Origin of the sequence: Rhodanobacter spathiphylli B39, from assembly GCF_000264295.1 — a bacterium.
Lineage (GTDB): Bacteria > Pseudomonadota > Gammaproteobacteria > Xanthomonadales > Rhodanobacteraceae > Rhodanobacter > Rhodanobacter spathiphylli.
The window spans coordinates 1-25524 of the sequence record NZ_AJXT01000030.1; the positions used below are offsets into that span (position 1 = coordinate 1).

23 protein-coding genes and 1 riboswitch are annotated in these 25524 nt (G+C 68.3%); of the genes, 14 read left to right on the top strand and 9 right to left on the bottom strand.

The genetic code is table 11. The features are described from left to right. Window positions 1–23 precede the first annotated feature (23 nt). A complete protein-coding gene (ligB, locus tag UU7_RS10560; protein WP_007808117.1) occupies window positions 24–1712 on the bottom strand; it encodes an NAD-dependent DNA ligase LigB in 1689 nt (562 codons plus the stop codon). 107 nt (window positions 1713–1819) lie between these two features. After that, a complete protein-coding gene (locus tag UU7_RS10565) occupies window positions 1820–2593 on the bottom strand; it encodes an NRDE family protein (RefSeq protein ID WP_040673292.1) in 774 nt (257 codons plus the stop codon). Window positions 2594–2681: 88 nt separating this feature from the next. On the opposite strand from UU7_RS10565, the gene UU7_RS10570 reads away from it, so the two are divergent. After that, window positions 2682–3905, top strand: coding sequence for a murein hydrolase activator EnvC family protein (locus UU7_RS10570; protein ID WP_040673294.1), 1224 nt, complete (start codon window positions 2682–2684; stop codon window positions 3903–3905). A 131-nt stretch (window positions 3906–4036) separates the two neighbouring features. Continuing rightward, window positions 4037–5410 (top strand): S41 family peptidase, encoded by a 1374-nt coding sequence (locus UU7_RS10575; protein WP_007808120.1) that lies wholly within the window; start codon window positions 4037–4039, stop codon window positions 5408–5410. Between the two features lie 95 nt (window positions 5411–5505). Here UU7_RS10575 and rpoH read toward each other — a convergent pair whose 3' ends face one another. Beyond that, window positions 5506–6369, bottom strand: coding sequence for an RNA polymerase sigma factor RpoH (rpoH, locus tag UU7_RS10580; RefSeq protein ID WP_040673288.1), 864 nt, complete (start codon window positions 6367–6369; stop codon window positions 5506–5508). Window positions 6370–6658: 289 nt separating this feature from the next. Next, window positions 6659–6759, top strand: a riboswitch (TPP riboswitch). 69 nt (window positions 6760–6828) lie between these two features. On the opposite strand from rpoH, the gene thiC reads away from it, so the two are divergent. The 7 genes from thiC to thiD are packed head-to-tail and all read left to right on the top strand — an operon-like array spanning window position 6829 to window position 13028. Then, window positions 6829–8661 (top strand): phosphomethylpyrimidine synthase ThiC, encoded by a 1833-nt coding sequence (gene thiC, locus UU7_RS10585; protein ID WP_007808122.1) that lies wholly within the window; start codon window positions 6829–6831, stop codon window positions 8659–8661. Window positions 8662–8666: 5 nt separating this feature from the next. Continuing rightward, window positions 8667–9626 carry an FAD-dependent oxidoreductase gene (locus UU7_RS10590; protein ID WP_007808123.1) on the top strand — a complete coding sequence of 320 codons (960 nt, stop codon included), beginning with the start codon at window positions 8667–8669 and terminating at the stop codon, window positions 9624–9626. A gap of 12 nt (window positions 9627–9638) precedes the next feature. Beyond that, entirely contained in the window at window positions 9639–9836 is a 198-nt protein-coding gene (gene thiS / locus UU7_RS10595; RefSeq protein ID WP_007808128.1) for a sulfur carrier protein ThiS, read from the top strand. Between the two features lie 3 nt (window positions 9837–9839). Continuing rightward, complete coding sequence (locus UU7_RS10600; RefSeq protein ID WP_007808129.1) at window positions 9840–10610, top strand: thiazole synthase; 771 nt, start codon at window positions 9840–9842, stop codon at window positions 10608–10610. Next, window positions 10607–11215, top strand: a complete 609-nt coding sequence (locus UU7_RS10605) for a thiamine phosphate synthase (protein ID WP_007808130.1) — start codon at window positions 10607–10609, stop codon at window positions 11213–11215. Before UU7_RS10600 ends, UU7_RS10605 begins: the two co-directional genes overlap by 4 nt. Then, a complete protein-coding gene (locus tag UU7_RS10610) occupies window positions 11212–12198 on the top strand; it encodes a HesA/MoeB/ThiF family protein (RefSeq protein ID WP_007808131.1) in 987 nt (328 codons plus the stop codon). Before UU7_RS10605 ends, UU7_RS10610 begins: the two co-directional genes overlap by 4 nt. An 11-nt stretch (window positions 12199–12209) precedes the next feature. Next, a complete protein-coding gene (thiD, locus tag UU7_RS10615) occupies window positions 12210–13028 on the top strand; it encodes a bifunctional hydroxymethylpyrimidine kinase/phosphomethylpyrimidine kinase (RefSeq protein ID WP_238530924.1) in 819 nt (272 codons plus the stop codon). On the opposite strand, the gene ung is transcribed toward thiD, so the two are convergent. The 5 genes from ung to UU7_RS10640 all read right to left on the bottom strand — a co-directional run bounded on the left by ung (window position 12974) and on the right by UU7_RS10640 (window position 18207). Next, window positions 12974–13684 (bottom strand): uracil-DNA glycosylase, encoded by a 711-nt coding sequence (ung, locus tag UU7_RS10620; RefSeq protein WP_007808133.1) that lies wholly within the window; start codon window positions 13682–13684, stop codon window positions 12974–12976. The two genes, thiD and ung, sit on opposite strands and share 55 nt — an antisense overlap. Next, window positions 13681–14523: a response regulator gene (locus tag UU7_RS10625; RefSeq protein ID WP_007808134.1), complete on the bottom strand. Its 843-nt coding sequence runs from the start codon at window positions 14521–14523 to the stop codon at window positions 13681–13683. Before UU7_RS10625 ends, ung begins: the two co-directional genes overlap by 4 nt. Before the next feature lie 120 nt (window positions 14524–14643). Further along, entirely contained in the window at window positions 14644–15606 is a 963-nt protein-coding gene (gene ftsX, locus UU7_RS10630) for a permease-like cell division protein FtsX (protein ID WP_007808135.1), read from the bottom strand. Window positions 15607–15629: 23 nt separating this feature from the next. After that, window positions 15630–16307 (bottom strand): cell division ATP-binding protein FtsE, encoded by a 678-nt coding sequence (gene ftsE, locus UU7_RS10635; RefSeq protein ID WP_007808137.1) that lies wholly within the window; start codon window positions 16305–16307, stop codon window positions 15630–15632. 148 nt (window positions 16308–16455) lie between these two features. Then, a complete protein-coding gene (locus UU7_RS10640) occupies window positions 16456–18207 on the bottom strand; it encodes a DEAD/DEAH box helicase (protein WP_007808138.1) in 1752 nt (583 codons plus the stop codon). 98 nt (window positions 18208–18305) lie between these two features. Between UU7_RS10640 and UU7_RS18405 the strand changes: the two genes are divergently transcribed. The 5 genes from UU7_RS18405 to UU7_RS10660 all read left to right on the top strand — a co-directional run bounded on the left by UU7_RS18405 (window position 18306) and on the right by UU7_RS10660 (window position 23780). Further along, window positions 18306–18542, top strand: a complete 237-nt coding sequence (locus UU7_RS18405; protein ID WP_157582156.1) for a hypothetical protein — start codon at window positions 18306–18308, stop codon at window positions 18540–18542. A 219-nt stretch (window positions 18543–18761) separates the two neighbouring features. Next, on the top strand, window positions 18762–19088 hold the full coding sequence (gene trxA / locus UU7_RS10645) for a thioredoxin TrxA (RefSeq protein WP_007808139.1): 327 nt from the start codon (window positions 18762–18764) through the stop codon (window positions 19086–19088). A 187-nt stretch (window positions 19089–19275) separates the two neighbouring features. Further along, complete coding sequence (rho, locus tag UU7_RS10650; protein WP_007808140.1) at window positions 19276–21111, top strand: transcription termination factor Rho; 1836 nt, start codon at window positions 19276–19278, stop codon at window positions 21109–21111. Between the two features lie 71 nt (window positions 21112–21182). Next, window positions 21183–22262: an acyltransferase family protein gene (locus UU7_RS10655; RefSeq protein ID WP_007808141.1), complete on the top strand. Its 1080-nt coding sequence runs from the start codon at window positions 21183–21185 to the stop codon at window positions 22260–22262. Window positions 22263–22412: 150 nt separating this feature from the next. Then, window positions 22413–23780, top strand: coding sequence for a glutamate--cysteine ligase (locus tag UU7_RS10660; protein WP_007808142.1), 1368 nt, complete (start codon window positions 22413–22415; stop codon window positions 23778–23780). 129 nt (window positions 23781–23909) lie between these two features. Here the strand turns inward: UU7_RS10660 and pyrC are convergent, their stop codons facing one another. Beyond that, complete coding sequence (gene pyrC / locus UU7_RS10665) at window positions 23910–24962, bottom strand: dihydroorotase (protein WP_007808143.1); 1053 nt, start codon at window positions 24960–24962, stop codon at window positions 23910–23912. Window positions 24963–25524 lie beyond the last annotated feature (562 nt).

Here is a 25524-nt window from a genome sequence, read left to right on the forward strand (position 1 = left end):
GTTTTCTTCACAGGCTCTGACGCTCAGAAGCCCTGCACGCCTTCTGCGTGCAGCCGGGCGGCCTGCGCCCGCACGTCGGCGCAATCGAAGAACGCCACCAGCTGGTTGGCCCGTCCGGCGCCGATGCCGTCCAGTGCCTGCCAGTCACCGGCCGCGCGGGCGCTCATCGCCTGCCAGTCGGACAGGCCACTGGCGATCCCCGCGGGCAGGCCGAGCGCACGCAGCCAGTGCGGAAACGGGCGATCGCGGGCGGCGGCAAAGGCGCGGGCCAGCGCCGCCGCGCGATCGACGCCGATCCCGGGCACGGTCGACAGCTGCGCGGGGGTGAGCCGCATCCAGTCCAGCAAGTCGTGGATCAGGCCGGCGTCGATCAATGCCTGCCAGGTGTCCTCGCCCACGCCGTCCAGCTGCAGACCCTGGCGACCGCCCAGCCAGACCAGTCGCGCACGGAACTGCTGTTCGCAACCCGGACCGGCCTGCCAGCAACTGAGCGGACCATGCCGGGCCGGATCGGGCGGCGTCACCGGCACGCGCTGGCGCGCTCGCCAGACCACCGACTGCAGGCGCGGAATGGTCAAGCCGGCCAGCACCACCTCGACCTGGTCGCCGGGACGGATGTCGAGTTCCTGCCAGCGCTTGAGCGAGCCCGCGCTGACCCGCTGCACCCGATGATCGTCCAGCTGCACCGGCTCGAGTTCGAGCACCGGGGTGATGCGCCCGCTGCGGCCCACCGTGAAGTCCACCGCTCGCACCTGGGCCAGCGCCGACGCCGCCGGGTACTTCCACGCCACCGCCCACGTCGGCGGCGCCGGCTGCCAGCTCGAGGCCGGCGGGCGATGGCCCTGGCGTACCACCGTGCCGTCGGCGGCGAACGGCATCGCGTGGCGATACCACTGTTCGCGCCAGCGCTGCACCTCGTCCAGTGAGGTGACGGCATGTGTATAGGTCACGCTGTCGGCCAACCCCATCGCCTGCAGCCCGGCCAGTCGCGCCGGCATGTCGGCCGGACCGCTGGGCCAGTCCCACACGAACAGGCCGATCCGTGCGGCGGTATCCGCATCCAGCGTATCGCGCGCCAGCGCGCCGGCGACCGCCGAGCGCGCATTCGCTCCGCCGTCCCCCGCCTGCACGTGACCGGGAAGGCGCCAGTACAGTTCGCCCTGCAACACCACGCGTTTCGGAGCATGCAGCAGCGTCTTCGGGATCGCCTCGATGCGCCGCGCCTTTTCCAGCCAGTCCGAGCCGTGCAGGCCATCGCCGCGACTGGTCGCCTGGCGCAGGTGGCCGTCCATGTAAAGCAGGGTCACCGCCACGCCGTCGGCCTTCGGCTGCACCCACAGGTCGCGCTCGCCGCGCTGCTGCATCCACGTCGCCAGGGCCGCTGCGTCGGGCACCTTGGCCAGGCCGGTCTGGGCCACCGGCGAGCTTGCCGCGCCGCCGGCATCGGCAAGATGCGCCAGCGCCTTTGGCGCCTGCGAGGGAAAGCAGCGCGTCCACTGCGCCAGCCTCTGCTGCGCCTGGTCGTAGACGGCGTCGTCGACGGGCGACTGGCCGCTGACCCGATAGGCGTGGTTCCAGCCATCCAGGCGATCGTGCAGCGCCAGCATCTCGGCGCGCGCCTGCGCCGGCGACCAGCCGGGACAAGCCGTGGCGCGCGCCACGCTTGTGGCCAGCACCAGCAACGCGATCATCGACAGCTTCCCTGCACGCATGCGTTTCTCCCCTCCGTGGACGTTGCAGGCAGGCTAGCTGCCACGCCGCCATGCGGGCAGTCGAGGATGCCGATGGCGCGCGTAGGTGCCGAGCTTCCGGCCTCGGCTCAGCCCGGCGACGGGCTGGTGAAGTGCAGCGTCGTCTCCCCCTCGAAGCTACCCAGCGGACCGAACCGCCGCTCGACGATCACGCCCTTGCCGTCATGACCGATCGCCACCAGCGTGCTGGCGCGGGTGCCGTAGCGTTCGCCGCGGATGAAGGCCGACGACAGCCAGCGTTCGCGCTCCAGCCCCACCCCGGTATCCGGCAGTTGATCGTCCGGCGCCTGCCGCTCGTCGGCCAGCGCATCGAACAGGTCGCCGAAATCCGCTTCGTCACCGTTGTCGATCCACGCCTGCAGTCGCCGCATCAGGGCGCGCGTTTTCGGCCACGGCGTGTTGAAGTCGGCATTGGACAGGCCGTGCACGCCCGGCGTCACCGGCTGCATGCGCGGCTCGGGACGATTGCCCAGGTAGAACGCGGCATGCGGGTCGAACGTCAGCAGGTTGAACGGCCGGTACTGCGCGCCGGCAGTCAGCAGATTCTGCGCATGGCGTGGTGCATCGACCTTGCCGGCGAGATAGTCGGTGATCAGCAGGCCCCGCGATGCACCCCGCTGCGGGTCCGCCGGATCACGCACATTGGTCACCACGCCGCAACGCCCGTCTTCGTTCACCCCCAACCAGGTGCCGCCGGCCTCGCGGTCGCGGCCACCGATGACCGGCAGGTCGTCCCAGCGCGCCAGCGCCAGGCTCGGGCGCGCATGGAATTCGTCGCGGTTGCCGGCCAGCAGCAGGCGCCAGCGCGGGTGGCTTTTCCAGGCGAAAGCGATCAGGCACATCATCCGAATCTACGCCATGCGGGGCGGCGATCTCCAGCGGCTCGCCGCCGGTTCGCCCACGGGCGGCCTGCTCGGCGATAATCGGGCCATGCCCAAACGCCCTCGCGTCGCCCGTTCATTCGCCCCCGCCCTGCTCGCCCTGCTGCTGGCCTTGGGCGTGTCCCACTCCCCGGCGATGGCCCGCCCGGCCCAGGGCAGCAGCGCCGAACAGGCCGCGGCGAAGAAGCAGTTGGCCGAGCTGCAGCAGAAGATGAAGGCGCTGGCGCAGCAGCAGGCCGACACCGCGGCCCGCCGCGACAGCGTGAATGCGAAACTGGCCAGCCAGGCTGCCGCGCTGGCCAGCGCGGCCCGGGTGGTGCGCCAGACGGACGCCGAACTGGCCGCCAAGCAGGCCCAGCTCGAACAGCTGCAGCAGCAACGCGGCGTGCTGAACCAGAACCTGCACAGCCAGCGGGCCGCGATCGCCGACCTGCTGCGCGCCACCTATGCGCTGGGCCACGGCTCGGACCTGCGCCTGCTGCTGGGCGACGAAGACGTGGCGCGCATCGCGCGGGCGCTGGTGTACTCGAAGTATTTCCAGCAGGACCGCGTGCAGCGGGTACAGAAGCTGATGGGCGACCTGGCCACCCTGCAACAGCTGGAAAGCTCGATCACCGCCGAGCAGCAGGCGCTGCAGGCGGTCAAGGCGAAGCGCGAACAGCAGGCCGCCGAGCTCGGCCAGCAGCGTGCCGCGCAGCAGAAGCTGGCCGCCGCCGCCGACGCCCAGTACAAGGACCAGGCGCAGAAGCTGGCCGCCCTGAAACAGAACGCGCAATCGCTGAACAACCTGCTCGACAAGTTGCAGAGGGCAATCGACGAGGCCGCCCGGCGCGCCGCCGCCGAGCGCGCCGAAGCGCTGCGCAGGCACCCCGGACGCAAGCCACCGCCGCCGATCGAGGTGGGCGGCGCCGCTGCCGACATCCGCGGCAACCTGCCATGGCCGGCCAGCGGCGTGGTCAACAGTTACGGCAACGGCGTGCTGATCAAGGCCGGCGGCGGCAGCGACATCCATGCGGTGGCGCGCGGCAAGGTGATCTACGCGGGCTTCCTGCGCGGCTACGGCATGTTGCTGATCGTCAACCACGGCAATGGCTGGATGAGCATGTACGGCAACAACGAAAGCCTGCTGCGCGACGTCGGCGACCAGGTCGAGGCCGGCCAGGTGATCGGTACCGCCAGCCCGCCCACCGGCATCAACACCGGCGTCTATTTCGAGCTGCGCAAGAACGGCAAGCCGGTCGACCCGCGCAGCTGGCTGAGTCAGCGCCGTTGACGCCGATGCGGCGGGAACGCAGGCTAGGCACGCCTGCGCGGAATTCCGTCGGGGTTCGGTTGTCCCAGTGGCGGTGCCCCTTTTCACCGCGCGCGAGCGCGTTGCCTGTCCGTTGTGCGGAGTCATCCTTCATGCGTCCAACCTCCCGTCTCCCGCTCGCCCTGCTGCTGGCCGCTCCGCTTGCGTTGGCGCTGCCGGCCAGCCACGCCCAGGACACGCCCGCCGGCAGCGCCAGCGTCGCCGCTCCGGTCGACCTGCCCGCCACCAGCAGCACGGCCACCAGTGCGCCGAGCGCGGTGGACCTTGATGACATCCGCAACTTCAGCCGCGTCTATGAGGTCGTGCGCCAGGCGTATGTGGAGAAGGTCGACGACAAGACCCTGATGAAGGCCGCGATCACCGGCATGCTGGCCGGTCTCGATCCGCACAGCGAATATCTGGACAAGGACGGCCTGACCCAGCTCAACGAGGACACCACCGGCGAATACAGCGGGCTGGGCATCGAGGTGCTGCAGGTCGACGGCGGCCTGCGCATCGTCTCGCCGATCGACGACACGCCGGCCGCGCGCGCCGGGATCAAGGCCGGCGACAACATCGTCAAGATCAACGGCACGGTGGTCGACGCGCAGAACGTGGACGAGATGTTCCGCCAGCTGCGCGGCAAGCCGGGCAGCAGGATCGAGCTGACCATCGTGCATCCGAACAGCGACAAGCTGATCGATCTGCAACTGGTGCGCGAGAACATCTCGGTGAGCAGCATCAAGGTGCGCGAACTGGAGCCCGGTTACGCCTATGTGCGGATCAGCCAGTTCCAGGAAGACACCGCCAGCGATCTCGAGCACAAGCTGGCCGAACTGATCAGGAAGAACGGTGCACCCAGGGGCGCCGTGCTCGACCTGCGCAACAACCCGGGTGGCCTGCTTACCGCCGCGGTCGGCGTCAGCGACGACTTCCTCGACGCCGGCACCATCGTCACCACCCGCGGCCGTCTGCAGGACGCCAACATGAGCTTCAAGGCGCACCCCGGAGACCAGCTCGATGGCGCGCCACTGATCGTGCTGACCAACAACGGCACTGCCTCGGCCGCCGAAATCGTCTCCGGCGCGCTGAAGGACAACCATCGCGCCCTGATCATGGGCCAGCGCACGTTCGGCAAGGGCGTGGTGCAGACCGTGCTGCCGCTGGACGCCGACCACGCCGTGAAGATCACCACCGCGCGTTACTACACGCCGAACGGCACCTCGATCCAGGCCGAAGGGATCAAGCCCGACATCGCGCTGGCCGACCTCACCGTCAACAAGGCCGACAGCGGCCCGGTGCTGATCAGCTCGGAGGCCGACCTGCCCAACCATCTGGCCAACGAGAAGGCCCAGGCCGGCACCGACATCAACGACGACGGCAGCGCCGCCGACGGGAAACTGGCCACCAGCGACTACGCCCTGTCGCAGGCACTGAACGTGCTCAAGGGCATGGCGCTGCGCCAGCCCGCGGCGGTACGGCGCTAGGCGCGCCGTCCGCAGTCGCCCACGCGAAAACGGCCCCTCACGGGGCCGTCTTGCTGTCCGTCCATCCCTGGGCGGGCGTCGCTACGGGAATCGGATCAAGCCGTGGCGAACAAGCCGCGCATCTTCTTCATCGCGTTCGCCTCGACCTGGCGGATGCGCTCGGCGGAGACGCCGTACTCGTCGGCCAGATCCTGCAGCGTGGCCTTGTTGTCGCCATCCAGCCAGCGGCGCTGGATGATGTCGCGCGAACGCTTGTCCAGATGGCTCAGCGCATCGGTCAGCGTCTGCATCTGGTTGTCGGCGTAGTCCTCGTCGGCCACGTTCTCGTACGGATCGGCACCGTCGTCGATCAGGAACGCCGCCGGAGCCGGCTTGGCGTCGTCATCGGCGTCAGCCGGAGCCTCGAAACCGATGTCGCGGCCGGACAGGCGCGATTCCATCTCGCGCACCGTGGCCTCGGGCACGCCCAGATCCTTCGCCACCGTGCTGACTTCCGCCGCGTTCATCCAGCCCAGGCGCTTCTTGCTCTTGCGCAGGTTGAAGAACAGCTTGCGCTGCGCCTTGGTGGTGGCGACCTTCACGATGCGCCAGTTCTTCAGGATGAACTCGTGCATCTCGGCACGAATCCAGTGCACCGCGAAGCTGACCAGGCGCACGCCCTGGTCGGGGTCGAAACGCTTGACCGCCTTCATCAGGCCGATGTTGCCTTCTTGGATCAGGTCGGCCAGCTGCAGGCCGTAGCCGCTGTAGCCACGCGCCACGTGCACCACGAAGCGCAGGTGCGACATCACCAGCTTCTTCGCGGCCGCCAGGTTGGCGTCCTCGAGATAGTCGCGTGACAGCGCCTGCTCTTCTTCCGAGCTCAGCACCGGAATGCGATGGACCGCGGAAATGTACGCATCCAGGCTGCCGACGACACTCGGCAGCGGGAAGTTGGCGGTCACCAAGGCTTGAGACATGGATGGAACCTCCTGCAATGACATCAAAGTTTAGCACTCGGGTGGTTGGAGTGCTAAGTCCGGTGTTTGGTTCCGGGCTTTTAATGAACCGAATGGTACAGATATTGAACTGGACTGTCCAGCCCTTTCTTTCCTTCGTCCCCAGCTTGGCCGGAGTTACGTCCACGACGCGTCGCGATCGACCCGAGGGGTCTCCCACGTTCGCATCGGAACGCGGTTTCCCCGTCGTCGCGAGTGCCAGAGGTCGTGCCATCCGCTTGACAGCCTTCGACCCCGCCGCCATCCTCCGGCGCATTCCGAGGGGTGCCCCGCAAGGGGCTGAGATAGCGCGAGCTGACCCTTGAACCTGATCCGGGTCATGCCGGCGTAGGAACGGGAATCACCATGGGCGGCCCCAGTCGGCGCGCCCGTGCGCCGTTGCAGCGTCACGCCCCGGATCTCCATCCAAGGAGGAGATCCATGAACCATCCCGCTGCCGCACCGTCGACCGTCACCACCGGGCCAGTCCGCGGCTCGCGCAAGGTCTACGTGACTCCGCCCGGGCATCCGTCGCTGCGCGTGCCGATGCGCGAGATCACGCTGAAGGACCCGCTGACGCCGACACTGCAGGTCTACGATCCGTCCGGGCCGTACACCGACGACGACGCGCGGATCGATCTCGCCGCCGGCCTGCCGCCGCTGCGCGACGCGTGGATCGCGGCGCGCGGCTTTGCGACCATCGAGGGCCGCGCCGCCCGCCCGGAAGACAACGGCGGGGTCGGCGCGGAACGATTGGTGGCGCCGTGTCCCGCGCAGCGCACGCTGCGCATGGGCGAAGCAGGTCAACCGGTGACCCAGCTGGAGTTCGCCCGCGCCGGCATCATCACCGAGGAAATGGTCTACGCGGCCCAGCGCGAGAATCTGGCGCGCACGCAGGTGCATGAAGATGCCGTCGCCCGGCTGGCCGATGGCGAGGCGTTCGGTGCGGCCCTGCCCGCCTTCGTCACGCCGGAGTTCGTGCGCAACGAGATCGCGCTGGGCCGCGCCATCATCCCGGCCAACATCAACCACGGCGAACTGGAGCCGATGGTGATCGGGCGCAACTTCCTGGTGAAGGTCAACGCGAACATCGGCAACTCGGCGGTGTCCTCCGGCGTCGCCGAGGAGGTCGAGAAGCTGGTGTGGGCGATCCGCTGGGGCGCGGACACCATCATGGACCTCTCCACCGGCCGCAACATCCACAACATCCGCTCGTGGATCATCCGCAACGCGCCGGTGCCGATCGGCACCGTGCCGATCTACCAGGCGCTGGAGAAAGTCGGCGGCGATCCGGCCAAGCTCACTTGGGAGGTCTTCCGCGACACCCTGATCGAGCAGGCCGAGCAGGGCGTGGACTACTTCACCATCCATGCCGGCGTGCGCCTGCAGCACGTGCCGCTGACCGCGCAGCGGGTCACCGGCATCGTCTCGCGCGGCGGCTCGATCATGGCGCGCTGGTGCCTGAGCCATCACCGCGAGAGTTTCCTGTACGAACACTTCGCCGAGATCTGCCAGATCATGCGCCGCTACGACGTGGCCTTCTCGCTGGGCGACGGCCTGCGCCCCGGCTCGATCGCCGACGCCAATGACGCGGCCCAGTTCGCCGAGCTGGAAACCCTGGGCGAGCTGACCCGGATCGCGTGGGAACACGGCTGCCAGGTGATGATCGAAGGGCCCGGCCACGTGCCGATGCACAAGATCCGGCTCAACATGGACAAGCAACTGCAGCACTGCGCCGAGGCGCCGTTCTACACGCTGGGCCCGCTGACCACCGACATCGCGCCGGGTTACGACCACATCACCTCGGGCATCGGCGCGGCGATGATCGGCTGGTTCGGCACCGCGATGCTCTGCTACGTCACGCCGAAGGAACACCTCGGCCTGCCGAATCGCGACGACGTCAAGACCGGCGTCATCACCTACAAGATCGCCGCGCACGCCGCCGACCTCGCCAAGGGCCATCCGGCAGCGCAGCGCCGCGACGACGCGCTGTCGCGCGCGCGTTTCGAATTCCGCTGGGAAGATCAGTTCAACCTGTCGCTCGACCCCGACACGGCGCGCGCCTACCACGACGCCACCCTGCCGAAGCAGGCGCACAAGGTCGCACATTTCTGCTCGATGTGCGGGCCGAAGTTCTGCTCGATGCAGATCACCCAGGACCTGCGCCGCGAAGTACGCGAGATGGAGGAGGCCGCGCTGCAGGCCGGCCTGGCCGGCAAGTCGCGCGAGTTCATCGAACACGGCGCCACGCTCTACGTGCCGACCGCGGAGTAGCCGCCATGCACGTCGGCATCCTCGGCGCGGGCGTCGCCGGCCTGGTCACGGCGATCGAGCTGGCCGGGCGCGGCGCCCGGGTGGAGATCGTCGAGCGCGCGCCAGACCACGCACGGGCCTGCGCGTGGGTCGCCGGCGGCATGCTGGCGCCGTGGTGCGAGCAGGCCACCGCCGAGCCGCAGGTGGCCGCATTGGGCGCGCCCGCCATCGCGTGGTGGCAGCGCCATTTCGCCGGTACCGTGCAGCGCGGCACCCTGATCGTCGCGGCCAGCCGCGACGCCGGCGAGCTGGACTTGTTCGGCCGGCGTACCGAGCGCTTCGAACCGATCGATGCCGAGTGCATCGGCGCGCTGGAACCGGAGCTGGCCGGACGTTTCCGCCAGGGCCTGTTCTTTCCCGACGAAGCCCACCTCGATCCGCGTCATGCGCTGCCGGCGCTGGCCGCGCAACTGGCGGCCATGGGCGTGACGATCCGCTACGGCGTGGACGCCGACGTCGCGCGCATCGATGCGGACCGGACAGTCGACTGCCGCGGCCTTGCTGCGCGCGACACGCTGGAAGATCTGCGCGGCGTGCGTGGCGAGATGATCGTCGTGCGCTCGTCCGACATCCGGCTCACGCGCCCGGTGCGCCTGTTGCATCCGCGCTTCGGGTTGTATGTGGTGCCGCGCGGCGACGGCGTCTTCATGCTCGGCGGCACGCTGCTGGAAAGCGGCAGCGATGATCCGATGACGGTGCGTTCGGCGATGGACTTGCTCAACGCTGCCTACGCGCTGCACCCGGCGTTCGCCGAGGCCGAGATCCTGGAACTGGGCGTGGGCGTGCGCCCGGCCTTCCCCGACAACCTGCCGCGCGTGCTCAGGCACGGTCGCAACGTGTACCTCAACGGGCTCTATCGTCATGGCTTCCTGCTGGCCCCGGCCATGGCGCAACAGGCCGCACGGCTGATTTTCCACCACACCTGAGGAAACTCCCGCATGCACATCCGCGTGAATGGCGTCAGCCACGACCTGCACGTCACCGACCTGGCACAGGCGCTCGAAGTGCTCGGTTATCGGCAGGCCGCCGTCGCCACCGCCGTGAACGGTGTGTTCGTGCCCGCAGGCGCGCGCGAACAGGCGCTTCTTTCCGATGGCGATGCGGTGGAAGTGCTCGCCCCGATGCAGGGCGGCTGAGCGATGAATCTCTACGGCATCGAACTGGCATCGCGCCTGTTGCTGGGCAGCGCGCGCTACCCCTCGCCGGCGGTCCTCGCCGAGGCGGTGCGCGCCTCGGGTAGCGAGGTGGTCACCGTGTCGCTGCGGCGCGAAGCGGGCACGCAGCGCAGCGGCCAGGACTTCTGGTCGCTGATCCGCGACCTCGGCGTGCGCGTGCTGCCGAACACCGCCGGCTGCCACTCGATCAAGGAGGCGGTGACCACCGCGAAGATGGCGCGCGACATCTTCCACACCGCATGGATCAAGCTGGAGGTGATCGGCGATGCCGACATGCTGCAGCCCGACGTGTTCGGCCTGGTCGAGGCCGCGGCCGAACTGGCCGCCGACGGCTTCGAGGTGTTTCCGTATACGACCGAGGACCTGGTGGTGGCCGATCGTCTGTTGCAGGCCGGTTGCCGCGTGCTGATGCCGTGGGGCGCGCCGATCGGCAGCGGCCGCGGGCTCAACAATGTGTTCGGCCTGCGTGCGCTGCGCGCCCGCTTCCCCGACGTGCCGCTGATCGTGGACGCCGGCATCGGTCGACCGTCCCACGCGGTGCAGGCGATGGAACTGGGCGTCGACGGCGTGCTGCTGAACACCGCGGTGGCCATGGCCGGCGATCCGGTGGCGATGGCCGGGGCGTTCGCCCGGGCGATCGAGGCGGGCCGCGCTGGCTTCGAGGCGCAGCCGATGGAGCCGCGCGATTTCGCCGTGCCCTCGACGCCAGTGGCGGGCACGGCGTGGCTGGCATGAACGCGCTGCCCGCGTTCTACCCGATCGTGGACAGCGCGGACTGGGTCGGTCGACTCGCCCCGCTCGGCATCCGGCTGCTGCAGTTGCGCATCAAGGAACGGCCGCCGGCGCAGGTCCGTCGTGAAGTGCGTGCGGCGCTGGCGGTCTGCCGCGCGCGGCAGGTGCAGCTGGTGGTCAACGATCACTGGCAGATCGCGCTGGACGAAGGCGCCGACTTCATCCACCTCGGACAGCAGGATCTGCCCGATGCCGATTTGAAGGCGATCCGCGCGCGTGGCGTGCGCCTCGGCATCAGCACGCACGATCACGCGGAACTCGATCACGCGCTGGCCTGTGACCCCGATTACGTGGCGCTGGGTCCGATCTATCCCACCACGCTCAAGGCGATGCCGTGGGCGCCGCAGGGTTTGCCGCGCATCGCCGAGTGGAAACGGCGGGTCGGCAGGCTGCCGCTGGTGGCGATCGGCGGCATCACGCTGGAGTGCGCCGCCGGATGTTTCGACGCCGGCGCGGACAGCGTCGCCGTGGTCAGCGATGTGACCCGGCATCCCGAACCGGCCATCCGCGTCGCGGACTGGGTTGCCCTCACCGGCGCGCGCGGATGACCGATCGCTACGCGCGCCAGATCGCCCTGCCCGAAGTCGGCCCGAGCGGCCAGGCCCGACTCGCCGCGGCCCGCGTGCTGGTGGTCGGCGCCGGCGGCCTCGGCTGTCCCGTGTTGCACTACCTGGCCGCCGCCGGCATCGGCCGGCTGATCGTGGTCGACCCCGACCGCGTCGAAGAAAGCAACCTGCACCGGCAACCGCTCTACACGATGGCCGACATCGGCGCACGCAAGGTGGACGCGGCGCGCGCTGCGCTGCTGCGCCTGAACCCGGACATCGCGGTGGAGGCGCTGGCGCAACGGCTGACGCCGGGCAACGCGACGGCGCTGGTCGGCGCCGCCGACATCGTCGTCGATGCCGCGGACAGTCTCGCCGCCACCTACGTCCTGAGCGACGCCTGCCTGCAACAGCACACGCCCCTGATCAGCGCGTCGGCGGTCGGCCTGGCCGGCTACGTCGCCGGCTTCTGCGCCGGCGCACCCAGCTACCGCGCGGTGTTTCCCGAGATGCCCGCACGCGCCGCCAGCTGCAGCAGCACCGGCGTGCTGGGCAGCGTGGTCGGCCTGCTCGGCAGCCTGCAGGCGCAGTTCGTGCTGCAGTGGCTGCTGGACATCGAACCCTCGCCGCTGGGCCGACTGACGAATTTCGACGCCGGCCGGCTGGCGTTCGGCGGCTTCGATTTCTACCATGCCGGCGAACCCGAAGGCGAGCTGCTGCGCTTCATCGACGTCGATGACGTCATGCCCCGTGACGTCGTGATCGATCTGCGCAGCCTTGACGAAGCGCCGACCTCGCCGCTGGCAAACGCCTTGCGCTTCACCGCCGAACGCATCGCCGAATTCGCTGCCGGATACCCTCCCACCAACCACCGTGTGGTGCTGTGCTGCCAAAGCGGCTTGCGCGCATGGCGCGCCGCCCGACAGCTGCAATCCCGTGGCTACCGCCAACTGGCGCTGGTGACGCTCGCCGGCCTGCCGTCGTGACGCGCAGACGCGTGACGACGGCAGCCGGCGTGCTCTCCATCGCCGGCTCCGACTCCTGCGGCGGCGCCGGCATCCAGGCCGACCTGAAGACCTTCGCCGCCTTCGGCGTCGACGGGGCTACCGCGGTGACTGCGGTCACCGCGCAGAACACCAGGGGCATCCGCGCCGTACAGGCGATGTCCGCCGCGATGGTGCACGCGCAACTGGACGCCGTGTTCGACGAGATCGACGTGCGCGCCGTGAAGCTGGGCATGCTGGCCAACGCCGATATCGTCGCGGCCGTGGCCAGACAGCTGGAGCGCCGCCGCCCGCCCTTCGTGGTCATCGACCCGGTGCTCATCGCCACCTCGGGCACCCGACTGCTGGACGAGGGCGCGCTGCACCTGCTGCGCTCGCGCCTGCTGCCGCTGGCCGATTGCCTTGCGCCGAACCTGGCCGAAGCGGCTGCATTGCTCGGCACGACGTGTGCTCAAGGCGAGCCGGACATGGCGGCGCAGGGCCGCGCCCTGCTCGCGCTCGGGGCGCGCGCGGTGCTGATGAAGGGCGGCCATGCCGCGCTGCCGGAAGCGGTCGACCTGCTGGTTACCGCCGACGGCACGCAACGCTTCGCCGCGGCATGGGTGGACACCGGCGAACTGCACGGCACCGGCTGCATGCTCTCGGCGGGCATCGCGGCCGGCATGGCCCGTGGCGATCCGCTGGCCGATGCCGTTGGTCGCGCGAAAGCCCATGTGCGAGCCGTGCTTGTGGGTCGCCAGCATGGGCCGTCTTCATCTCAAGCGGCAGGAAGCGAAGCCCGGGGCGGCAAAGACCAGTCGATCGGCGACTGACCGCGGCTTTCCAGGTAGCGGTTGGCCGCGGAGAAATGGCCGCAGCCGAGGAAGCCGCGGTGCGCCGACAGCGGCGAGGGGTGCACCGACTTCAGCACGCAGTGGCGAGCCTGGTCGATCAGCTGGCCCTTGCGCTGCGCGTAGCTGCCCCACAGCAGGAACACGATGCCTTCGCGCTCGCGGTTGAGCGCATCGATCGCCGCATCGGTGAAGCCTTCCCAGCCCTTGCCCTGGTGCGCGCCGGCGCGGCCCTCCTCCACCGTCAGCACGCTGTTGAGCAGCAGCACACCACGGTCGGCCCAGGGCGTCAGGCAACCATGATCGGAGCGCGCGATGCCGAGGTCGCGCTGGATTTCCTTGAAGATGTTGTCCAGCGACGGCGGCACCCGCACACCGGGGCGCACCGAGAAGCACAGGCCGTGCGCCTGGCCGGGGCCGTGGTAGGGGTCCTGTCCCAGGATCACCACCCGCACCGCCTCGAACGGCGTATGCGCGAATGCGGAAAAAATCTCCGGCCCGGGCGGATAGATGCGCTTGCCGTGATGGATCTCGTCGCGCAGGAAGGCCGCCAGCGCCTGCATGTCCGGACGCTGCAGGTAGTCGCCGATACGCGCGAGCCACGAGGGTTCCAGCCGGACCTTCGCCGCCCCGCTCATGCCTCGGCCGTGTGCTCGCGCAGGTGCCTGGCCACGCGCAACTGGAACAGCACCTTGGTGATCAGCAACTTTTCCTCGACCGGTTTCTCGACCAGGTCGTTGGCGCCGGACTTGATCAGCGCGGCCTGGTTGGCCGGGTTCTCGTCGCCGGTCATCACCAGCACCGGCAGCCGGCCCTTGCCGTAACCGAACTCGTTGCGGATGTGTTCGAGCAGGTCGCCGCCGGTCAGTTCGCCCTTCAGGCTGACGTCGGTCAGCACCACGTCGGCACCCACCTCGCCCTGCGCGCGCGAGGTTTCCATCAGCGCCAGCGCATCTTCCACGCTGACCACGTGACGCACGGTAAGACCGACCTTCTCCAGCATGCGGCGGGTGGCCAGCGCCACCACGCGGCTGTCTTCGACATACAGCACCACACCCTCGGCGCTGGTGTCCGGGCTCACATAGCCGCGGATGAATTCCGCCAGCGCCTGGAAGCCCAGCGACTTGTCGAAATAATCGGTGACGTGCTCGCCCAGCGAGCGGCTGTGCAGGCGTCCCTCGACGTCACCGGAAACCACCACGATCGGCACATAGGTCTGCGGCGCCGACTCGCGCACGAAACGCGCCAGCTCCAGCCCGTCCATGTCGGGCAGCCGCAGCGCGATGGTGATGAAATCGAACACGCCCTCGCCAAGCACCTGCTGTGCCTCGGCGCCGCTGCCGCAACCGACCACCTCGACCCCGGGCAGCTCGGCCTGCAGCACCCGGGTGATCAACTGCCGCACCACGCGCGAACCGTCGACCACCAGCACCCGCGGTGCGTCGGTGAGCAGACGGCTGCTGATCTTCGTACTCATTGCTTGGCTCATCCACTTGACCCGTGGCCATCCCCGGCCAGAGAACCTGCAAGCGCATCCCCTGCACAAGCCTGAAAGAGCATAGTGCACCGAATGCCGCCCCCGGCGCTGCGATTCACGTCACCGCTCCCAGCCCGCCTTGCGCAATTGCCAGGCACTGACCAGGCGCGCGCCGAGCCAGCCCAGCGCCGCGGCAACCAGTGGCACCGCCAGCAGCAACCACGCCGGCAGGCCGCCGACCTGCAGCCTGTCATCATAGGCGTGACTCAGCCGGGCCACCGGCGCGGCCAGCGTCCATTCGATCAGCACCGCCACGCAGGCGGCCAGCACGCCGCTGAACAGGCCATACCAGATCCCCGCATACAGATACGGCCGCCGGATGAAGGCGCCGCTGGCGCCGACCAGCAGCAGCACGCCGATCTCCTCGCTGCGACTGGCGATGTCCACCCGCACCGTGTTGCCCACCACCAGCAGGGCGGCCAGGGCCAGCAGCGAGGCCAGTACCAGCACCACGCGATTGCCCACGCCCAGCAACGCGTCCAGGCGCTGGCGCCAGGTTCCGCTGTCCTGCACCAGCTCGACGCCGTGCATGCCGCGCACGTCCACCACCAGCTGTTCCAGCGCCTGCGCCGTGATCCCGTCGCGCGGCTGCAGTTGCAGCACATAGGGCAGCGGATTGTCGTCCAGCGTCTGCAGCGCGCCGGAGAAACCCTGCATCTTCGCCAGTTCGTCCATGCCCTGCTGCGGAGTCTTCACGCTGACCGCGGCCAGCTCGGGCCGGTCGCCGATCTGTTTCGCCAGCAACTGTGCCTGCGAGGCGCCCTGCCCCGGCTGCAGGAACACGCTGATCGACTGGCTCTGGCCCAACGCCTGACCGAGCTGCTGCACGTTGCCCAGCAGCAGGTAGAACGCCAGCGGCAAGGCCAGCGCCAGCCCCATCACGGCGATCGTCAGCAGGCTGCCCAGCGGACGCGATGCCAGCCGGCGCAGGCTGGAGCCGGCACTCCAGCGGTGGTGTTCCTGCCAGCTGCCGAAACGGCTGCCGCGGCTGTGGCCGTTGCGCTGCGGGGCATCCGCCGCCACCCGCACGGATCCGGAAGACTCGCTCACAACACCTCCTGCGCCGCGAGGTCCGCGACCAGCCGGCCATGGTCCAGCACGATCACCCGCTTCTTCATGCGCTTGATCAGCGGCAGGTCGTGGCTGGCGATCAGCACGGTGGTGCCGACCTGCTGGAATTCGTCGAACAGGCCCATGATTTCCACCGCCAGTTGCGGGTCGAGGTTGCCGGTCGGTTCGTCGGCGATCAGCAGGCTGGGTCGCGCCACGATGGCGCGGGCGATGCCGACGCGCTGCTGCTCGCCGGTGGACAGCGTGGCCGGCAGCTGCCGTTCGTAGGCGAGCAGGCCGACCTTCTCCAGCGCCGCGCGCACCCGTCGCGCACGCTCGGCCCGGGCGATGCCGCCGATCACCAGCGGCAGCTCGACATTGGCGAACACGCTGCGATCGAGCAGCAGGCGATGATCCTGGAACACCATGCCCAGGTGCCGACGCCACTTCGGTATGCCGCTGTGACGGATCTTCGCCAGGCTCTTGCCGTCCACGCTGATCGTGCCGTGCGATGGCCGTTCGATCAGCCCCAGCAGTTTCAGCAAGGTGCTCTTGCCGGCGCCGGAATGCCCGGTGACGAAGGCCATCTCGCCCGTGGGCACCTCGAACGACAACTGCGAGAGCGCCTCGTGGCCGCCCTCGTAGCGTTTGCTGACCTGGTCGAATTGGATCACCGAGCGTCCCCGAGCCTGCGTTGCTTCGTATCAACCGCAAGGATAAGGGATGCCGGCATCAAGATGACGTCTTGCCACGCCGATCCGCCGCGGTTGATTCGGAACGCGGCGGAACGGGAGCGGGCCGCGGGCCCGCCCCGGTCGGGCTTCAGCGGCCGGTAAACAGCTTCGTCAGGCGGCGGAACAGGCCCGGCTTCTGCGGATGGGCCTGCTCGACGGCCTTGCCCGAGGTCACCGCCACCTGGCGCGAGGGCCGGCTGTGCGCGGGGCTCTCGGTGGGCTGGGTGACGTTGCGCTCGCGCGGCGGGCGACGCTCGCCACGCGGGGCGCGATTGCCCTCGGCGACGGCGCCGGTCTGGCCGTTGGTGGCCACGCCGTCGGCCGGCGCACCTTCACGGCGACGATTGCGGCCACCACGACGACGACGCGGCTTGCGCGCGCCTTCGGCGGCGACATCGCCACCGGCACCGGCGACCGCCTCGGTCTTGTGCACGGCCACGGCCACCGGCTGTTCGCTGGCGACGGCCGTCTCGGTGGCGGGCTTGCGCTCGCGCGGCGGCCGCGACGCGCCGCCGCTGCGGGGACCGCGGCCACGCTCGCCGCCACGGCTGGAATCACTGCCGCGCCGGGGCTTCTCGCCCGGACGCGGCGGCACCACGTCACCGAACTCGGCGCTGTCGGCAGCGGCATTCGCGGCAAACTCGGCGTCGACCGCGCGCGGCTTCGGCATCACCAGCAGGTCGGGGTCCATCGATGCGACGGGGATGCTCTGCCCGATATACGTCTCGATATCCGGCAGCGACATCGCGTACAGGTCGCAGGCGAAACTGATCGCGTCGCCCTCGGCACCGAGCCGGGCGGTGCGGCCGATGCGGTGCACGTAATCCTCGGCATCGTGCGGCAAGTCGTAGTTGAACACGTGGCTGACCGCCGGGATGTGCAGGCCGCGGGCGGCCACGTCGGTGGCGACCAGGATGTCCAGCTGGCCTTCCTGGAAGCGCTGCAGCAGCTTCTGCCGCTTCAGCTGCGGCACGTCGCCGGAGATCGCGCCGACGCGGCAGCCGTGACGCTTCACCCGCTCGGTGATCCGTTCGGCGGCCGCCTTGGTGTTGACGAAGATGATGCTGCGGCTCGGCTGGTGCCTGTCTATCAGGTTCAGCAGCAGCGGCATCTTTTCTTCCTTGGCCGGGAAGTAGACGACCTGGCGCACCTTGTCGGCGGTGACGTTGTCGCTTTCCACCACCAGCTTCTCGGCCTCGTGCATGTGCTCGTAGGCCAGCTCCAGCACGCGATGGCTCAAGGTGGCGGAGAACAGCAGCACTTGGCGCTGTTCGCGCGGCGGCAGCTTGCGGAAGATGAAGCGCACGTCCTTGATGAAGCCGAGGTCGAACATGCGGTCGGCCTCGTCGATCACCATCACCTCGACGCTGTGGAGGTTGAACACGCCCTGCTTGTGGTAGTCGAGCATCCGGCCCGGGGTGGCGATGATGATGTCGCAGCCGTCCTTCAGCTGCTGGCGCTGCTTGTCGTAGTCGACGCCGCCATAGATCAGTGCAGTCTTCAGGCCGGTGTGCTGGCCGATGTTGCGCGCGTCCTTGTCGATCTGGATCGCCAGTTCGCGGGTCGGCGCGATGATCAGCGCACGCGGGTCGCTGTCCTTGCGCTCGGCCACGGCGGGCGTGGTCAGCAGGCGGTTCATCAGCGCGACCAGGAAGGCGCAGGTCTTGCCGGTGCCGGTCTGCGCCTGGCCGGCGACGTCGCGACCGGCCAGCGCCAGCGGCAGGGTCATCTCCTGGATCGGCGTGCAGCGGGTGAAGCCGCTGTCGTCCAGGCCCTGCTGCAGCAGCGGATGAAGATCGAAGTTGGTGAAGAAGGTTTCGGTGAGTACGGTTTGGGACATATGGGGAATTCGGGACCTTGGCCTGACGGCGGCGTGATGCGCTGCACCCGTTTCGGCGGCCGAACCTCGGCGCGAAACGGTGCAGGACGGGGTGCGCGATGCGCAGCGAAGCGTTCAATCGTCAGGGCCAACAGGCTCGCGACGCGGGGGAGGCTGCCTGGCAGAGTGCCAGCGGCTGCGGCTGCGCAGATTTGGTCAACTTTCCCGTTCCCTTCGTTGAACAGCTGCGGCTGTTCGCCTCAGGCGGTCGGAAAACCTGGCCAAATCTGCATTGCCTCGCTCGCTGGACCTCTGCCATCCAGATTCCCGCGACGCCGTCCTTGCCGGCGGTCTGACAGGCGGCCTGGAAGGCCACCCTTGAATCGTGCCCGGAGTTGCGCTGGAATGAAGATCTGCCGTCCCGGCAAGACCTGTTTCCGGCTCAACCCGCGCTTCGTGGGCGCCTGAGTGTAGCCGATGACGGCCCCGCCCGTCGTCACTCCTTGTTTTTCCGCCCCGACCACCCCATTGTTTTCGGCCTGCCAGTTCTGGCCCCCCTGCCACGGAGATCCCCGGTGAGCGACCTGATTACCCATGTGAACGACGACGCCTTCGAAGAGCAGGTGCTCAAGTCCGAAACCCCCGTGCTGCTGGATTTCTGGGCGGAATGGTGCGGTCCGTGCAAGGCCATCGCGCCGATGCTGGACGAGCTGGCCAGCCAGTACGAAGGCAAGCTGCGCATCGTCAAGGTCAACATCGACCAGAACCAGCAGACCCCGCGCACCTACGGCGTACGCGGCATCCCGACCCTGATGGTGTTCAAGAACGGCAAGGTCGAGGCGACCCAGATCGGCGCCGTCAGCAAGGGTCAGCTGACCCAGATGATCGACAAGGCCATCTGATCCACCCGTTGCAGATCCGTCATCCGCAGCCTGTCCGGCGCCGCCCGGCAGGCTCGCGAGGCTTTACGCCGAACCACGACGGGTGCTAGATTCCTCGCGTCCGTCGGGACAGTCCTGTCCCCTTGCGCCCTCCGCGCGACGCACACCCTCCCTCCTGTAATTCAACGGCGCCCCGCGAGGATTGCCCGTGTCCGATACCGATAACAAAATTCCGAACGACGCCAAAAGTGTCGACACCAGGCCCGTGGTCGAGGGCAAGCCCGAGCCGCGCGCCCGCGCGCCCCGGCGCAGCGCCGCGGCAATCGCCGCGGCGAACGCCGAGAAGGCTGCCGGCGGCGAAAAGGCCGCGGCGCCAGCGCCTGCTCCGGCACCTGTTCCGGCACCCGCGCCAGCACCTGCCCAGGCGAGCCTGCCGATGACCACGACCGAACCCGCCGCGCCGCGCGCAGCGCAGGAACCGCGCGACAATGCCGGCCAGCAGAACGGCCAGCAGAATGCGCCCTCGTCGAATCCGAACCAGGCCGCGAACCAGGGCGGACAGAACCCGGCAGCGGCGCCCGGGGCCAACCCGAATCCGAATCCGAATGGCGGCCAGAACAATGGCGCCCGCGAAGGTCGTGGTCGCCGCCGGCGCAACGAACGCGGTGACCGCGGCGAGCGCAACAACCAGCAGCAGGGGCGTCCGCAGAACCATCCGCGGCCCAACCCGAACGGCCTGCCGATGGACGACGACAACGCCGATCCGGGCAGCGACACCCGCCTGATCAACCTCACCGAGCTCAAGCGCATGAAGGCGCCGCAACTGCTCGAGTTCGCCGAGTCGCTGGGCGTGCACGAAGGCGTCGCCCGCGCCCGCAAGCAGGACGTGATCTTCAACGTGCTCAAGGCGCACGCCCGCTCCGGCGGCGGCATCTGGGCCGAAGGCGTGCTGGAAATCCTGCAGGACGGCTTCGGCTTCCTGCGCTCGGCCGACGAGTCGTACCTGGCCGGCCCGGACGACATCTACGTGTCGCCCAGCCAGATCCGCCGCTTCAACCTGCGCACCGGCGACTACATCACCGGGCGCGTGCGCCATCCGAAGGAAGGCGAGCGCTACTTCGCCATGCTGCGCGTCGACGACATCAACGGCGATCCGCCGGAGGCGTCGAAGAACAAGATGCTGTTCGAGAACCTCACCCCGCTGTTCCCGCGCAAGGCGTTCAAGCTGGAGCGCGGCAACGGATCGAGCGAGGACATCACCGGCCGCATCCTCGACCTGATCGCACCGATCGGCAAGGGCCAGCGCGGCCTGATCGTCTCCCAGCCGAAATCCGGCAAGACGATGATGCTGCAGAACATCGCCCAGGCGATCCAGTACAACCATCCCGAATCGCACCTGATCATGCTGCTGATCGACGAGCGTCCGGAGGAAGTCACCGAGATCGCCCGCACCGTGCGCGCCGAGGTCATCAGCTCCACCTTCGACGAGCCGGCCGTGCGCCACGTGCAGGTCGCCGAGATGGTGATCGAGCGCGCCAAGCGCCTGGTCGAGCACAAGAAGGACGTGATCATCCTGCTCGACTCGATCACCCGCCTGGCACGAGCCTACAACACCGTGATCCCCAGCTCCGGCAAGGTGCTCACCGGCGGCGTGGACGCGAACGCGCTGCAGCGCCCGAAGCGCTTCTTCGGCGCCGCGCGCAACGTCGAGGAAGGCGGCAGCCTGACCATCATCGCCACCGCGCTGACCGAAACCGGCAGCAAGATGGACGAGGTGATCTACGAGGAGTTCAAGGGCACCGGCAACATGGAAGTGCACCTGTCCCGCCGCATCTCCGAGAAGCGCGTCTATCCGGCGATCGACATCAACCGTTCCGGCACCCGCCGCGAGGACCTGCTGATCGAGCCGGACATGCTGGCCAAGATCTGGATCCTGCGCAAACTGCTGCACCCGATGGACGAGTTGAGCGCGATGGAATTCATGCTCGACAAGATGAAGAACACCAAGTCCAACGACGAGTTCTTCAACTCCATGAAGCGCTGAAGAACAGGGCCGGCCATGCCGGCCCTGTTTGTTCGTGGCGATGGCTTCGGGCGATGCGCGGAGCCATCGGCATGGCGGTGAAAAGGATCTTCGTGATCAATCTCCCTCGTCCTTCGCCCTCCGGCGGACATGCCAACAATTTCGACGGGCTGCGGCTGGTCGCCTCGCTGATGGTGCTGGCCTCGCACCAGTTCGTGCTGCTCGGCCTGCATGAGGCCACCCTGGCCGAAGGCATGACGCTCGGCTCGATCGCGGTCGCGATGTTCTTCACCATGAGTGGCTACCTGGTCACCGAGAGCTGGTACCACGACCCGCACATCATGCGTTTCGCCATGCGCCGGTTCCTGCGCATCTGGCCTGCGCTGATCGTCGCCACCCTGGTCATCGTGGTCGCCGCAGCCGCGCTCACCAGCTTGCCGCTGCACGACTACTTCGGCCGCGAGACCCGTCGCTTCATCACCTTCAATGCCCAGTTGCGCGGCTACTACACGCTGCCGGGCGTATTCGCCACGGCGCCGGCCAGCGCGATCCTGTCGGCGGTCAATGGCAGCTGGTGGACGATACCCCTGGAGGCGAAATGCTATGCCTATGTCGCCGTGCTCGGCGCCATCGGCCTGCGCCGGAGGATCTTCAGCCTGCTTGCGCTGCTCGTGGTCGCGGTGATGTACGTCAAGACGCTGCCCGGGCACTCCCGCGACAACAGCTTCGACAACCTCTGCTACTTCTACACGGCGTTCTTCCTGGGCGGCGTCTGCGCGCGCCAGTACGCCGTCGAGATCAGTCGGCGGCGCCTGATCGTGGCGGTTGGCGCGGCGGCCTGCCTGCTGGCCGCCGCCCTGCTGCAACACGCGCGACTGGCGCAATGGGCGGTGCTGGTACCGTTCACCCTGTGGTTCGGACAGCAAAGCACGCCGGGACTGCGTTCGGCGGCCCGCTTCGGCGACCTGTCCTACGGCGCCTATCTGTACGCCTACTTCGTGCAACAGCTCAGCGTGCATCTGTGGCCGGCGCCGCCTTCGTATCCGGCCACGGCAACCGTGGCCGCCGTCACCACCCTGCTGGTGGCATGGTGCTCGTGGCATGCGGTGGAGGCCCCGGCGCTGGCGCTGAAACGGCGACTCCGCGCCTGGTTCCCCGACTCCGCCCCCTGACCGAGCACACGAGGCCAGCAGCTGATCCAGCGCAGGGCGTACCCGGCTGCGTGGTGCTCCAATATGCCGTCCGGCCCGTATGCCACCAGACCCCTTTTCGTCGACATACGTCGCCCCCATAGTGTCGGCTCCCCCAGCGAGGCCTTGCCCGTGTCCATACCCAGTGCCGTGAAGAGCATCCCGATCGCGGGTCGCCAGCAGCTTGCGGATTACCTCGCTGCGGGCGAGAAGCCCCGCGAAGCCTGGCGCATCGGCACCGAGCACGAGAAGTTCGGCTTCCGCACCGACGACCTGCGCCCGCCCACCTTCGAGGGCGATCGCGGCATCAAGGTCCTGCTGGAGACGCTGGCCACCCGCTACGGCTGGGACGTGGCGCGCGAGGGCGAGAACCCGGTCGCGCTGTCGCGCAACGGCGCCTCGATCACGCTGGAGCCTGCCGGTCAGCTGGAACTGTCCGGCGCGATGCTGGAGACGATCCACCAGACCTGCTGCGAGGTGAACTCGCATCTGAAGGACGTGCGCTCGGTGGCCGACGAGCTCGGCCTGGGCTTCCTCGGCATGGGCTTCCAGCCGAAGTGGCGCCGCGACGAGATGCCGTGGATGCCCAAGGGCCGCTACAAGATCATGCGCGAGTACATGCCCAAGGTCGGCTCGCTCGGCCTGGACATGATGACGCGCACCTGCACGGTGCAGGTGAACCTGGACTTCTCGTCCGAAGCGGACATGATCAGGAAATTCCGCACCAGCCTCGCATTGCAGCCGATCGCCACCGCGCTGTTCGCCGACTCGCCGTTCACCGAGGGACGTCCAAACGGCTATCTGTCGTATCGCTCGCACATCTGGACCGATACCGATGCGGATCGCACCGGCATGCTCGACTTCGTCTTCGCCGACGGCTTCGGCTACGAGCGCTACGTCGATTACATCCTCGACGTGCCGATGTACTTCAGCCTGCAGAACGGCCAGTACCTCGACCTTGCCGGCCAGGACTTCAAGAAGTTCATGACCGGCGAACTGGCCGCGCTGCCCGGCACGCACGCCACCATGAAGGACTTCGCCGACCACCTCACCACGGCCTTCCCGGAAGTGCGCCTGAAGCAGTACCTGGAAATGCGCGGCGCCGATGGCGGTCCGTGGAACCGGCTGTGTGCGCTGCCCGCGTTCTGGGTCGGCCTGCTCTACGACCAGGAAGCGCTGGATGCCGCCTGGGACCTGGTCAGGGACTTCTCACCGGTCGAGCGCCATGCCCTGCGCGACGGCGTGCCGAAGCATGCGCTGAAGCTGCCATTCCGCGGCGGCACGGTGCGCGACCTGGCCGAGGAAGCCCTGAAGATCGCCGCCCACGGCCTCAAGCGGCGCGCCCGTCTCAACAAGCACGGTGCCGACGAAAGCATCTTCCTCGAACCGCTGATCGAGATCGTGCAGGCCAACCAGACCCCGGCCGAACGCAAGCTGGAACTGTTCCATGGCGCGTGGAACGGCAGCGTCGATCCGGTATTCCGCGAATTCGCCTACTGAAAAATTTGCGCCCTCCCCTGCTCGCAGGGGAGGGCCGGGTGGGGTCCGCTCCTGATCTTGTTCGCCAGTCCGGACACGCAGGTTCCGGACAGTTTCGATGAAGGCGCCTGATTGCCTCTGCCCGCCTGATCAGAACGAGCCCTGCTCCACCATCGACCAGGCGACCGATTCACCGGCGCGCATCGGCTTGCACACCGATCCGGCAAACGGATAGCTGTCCGGCACGACCCACGCCTTGCGCTCCAGCACGACGCGTTCGGTGTTGCGCGGCAGCCGATAGAAGTCCGGCCCATGGAAACTGGCAAACGCCTCCAGCTGATCCAGTCGGCCTGCCTGCTCGAACGCCTCGGCGTACAACTCCAGCGCCGCGTGCGAGGTGTACAAACCCGCACAACCGCAGCTCGTCTCCTTCGCCTCGCGCGAATGCGGCGCGCTGTCCGTGCCGAGGAAGAAATGGGTGTCGCCGCTGGTCGCTGCCTGCAGCAACGCCGCGCGATGCGTCTCTCGCTTGAGGATAGGCGCGCAGTAGTTGTGTGGACGGATGCCGCCTTCGAACAACGCATTGCGGTTGAGCAACAGGTGATGCGCGGTGATGGTGGCCGCCACATTGGCCGGCGCTCGGCGCACGAATTCGACGGCATCGCGGGTTGTGATGTGCTCCAGCACCATGCGCAGCGCCGGGAAGCGCTCGCGCAGCGGCAGCAAGTGTCGTTCGATGAAAACCCGCTCGCGATCGAAGATATCAATATCCGGATCAGTGACCTCACCATGCAGCAGCAGGGGCAGCTCGTGCTTCTCCATCGCCTCGATCACGGCGTACACCCGCGACAACTCGCGGACGCCGGAGTCGGAATTGGTGGTGGCACCGGCCGGGTAATACTTCACCGCAAACACGCTATTGCTGGCCCTGGCCCGGGCGATCTCCTCGGCCGGCGTGTTCTCGGTGAGGTACAGCGTCATCAGCGGCTGGAAGCTTGAGCCTTTCGGCAGGCTGGCCAGAATCCTTGCTCGATAGGCTTCGGCCTGAACCACTGTCGTCATCGGTGGCTTCAGGTTCGGCATCACGATGGCGCGGGCGAAACGCTCGGCGGTGTGGCCGATCACGGAAGCCAGCGCGTCGCCGTCGCGGAGGTGGAGGTGCCAGTCGTCGGGGCGGGTGATTTCTAGGCGCGTTGGCGTCATGGCTAGCGGACTCGGGTTGCAATCAGATTTGGCAATGGTATCGCGCTGACGTGATCCGAGCTTCTGTGCTCACTGATCGTCGTTAGAAGCAGAGCTTTCGTCCTCCTGCGGAGGGCGAGTTACTTCTCGTTTGCTTGTCCAAACGAGAAGTAACCAAGAGGAAAGGACACCCCGCTTCCGCGCCTTGCGGGCATCCTGCCCGCAAGGTCCGCGTGCGGGCTACGGGGTTTGTCGACAGGGCATCCTGCCCTGACGCCAAACTGGCCGGCATCCCTGCCGGTCACCCTTCGGGCTGATCCTCCACCCGCCCGCCGCTGCAGAGGGGCCCCGGGTAGAGCAGCGGGCCATCCTGGCCCGCACTCGGTGATAGAGCCTAAGAGCCAGAACCAGAGCGAAGCGTCGCTTCGCTTCGCTGCCGCTGTTGCTCTGGCTGTTGATTTGGCAGTTCTGAAGAGTGCGGGCCACGATGGCCCGCTGCTTTACCGGGGTCCCTTGTGCGGCGGTGAGACGGGGTCGACAGGCCGCGCAGCGGGCGTTGCCAGGGATGGCAACGCCTTTTCGC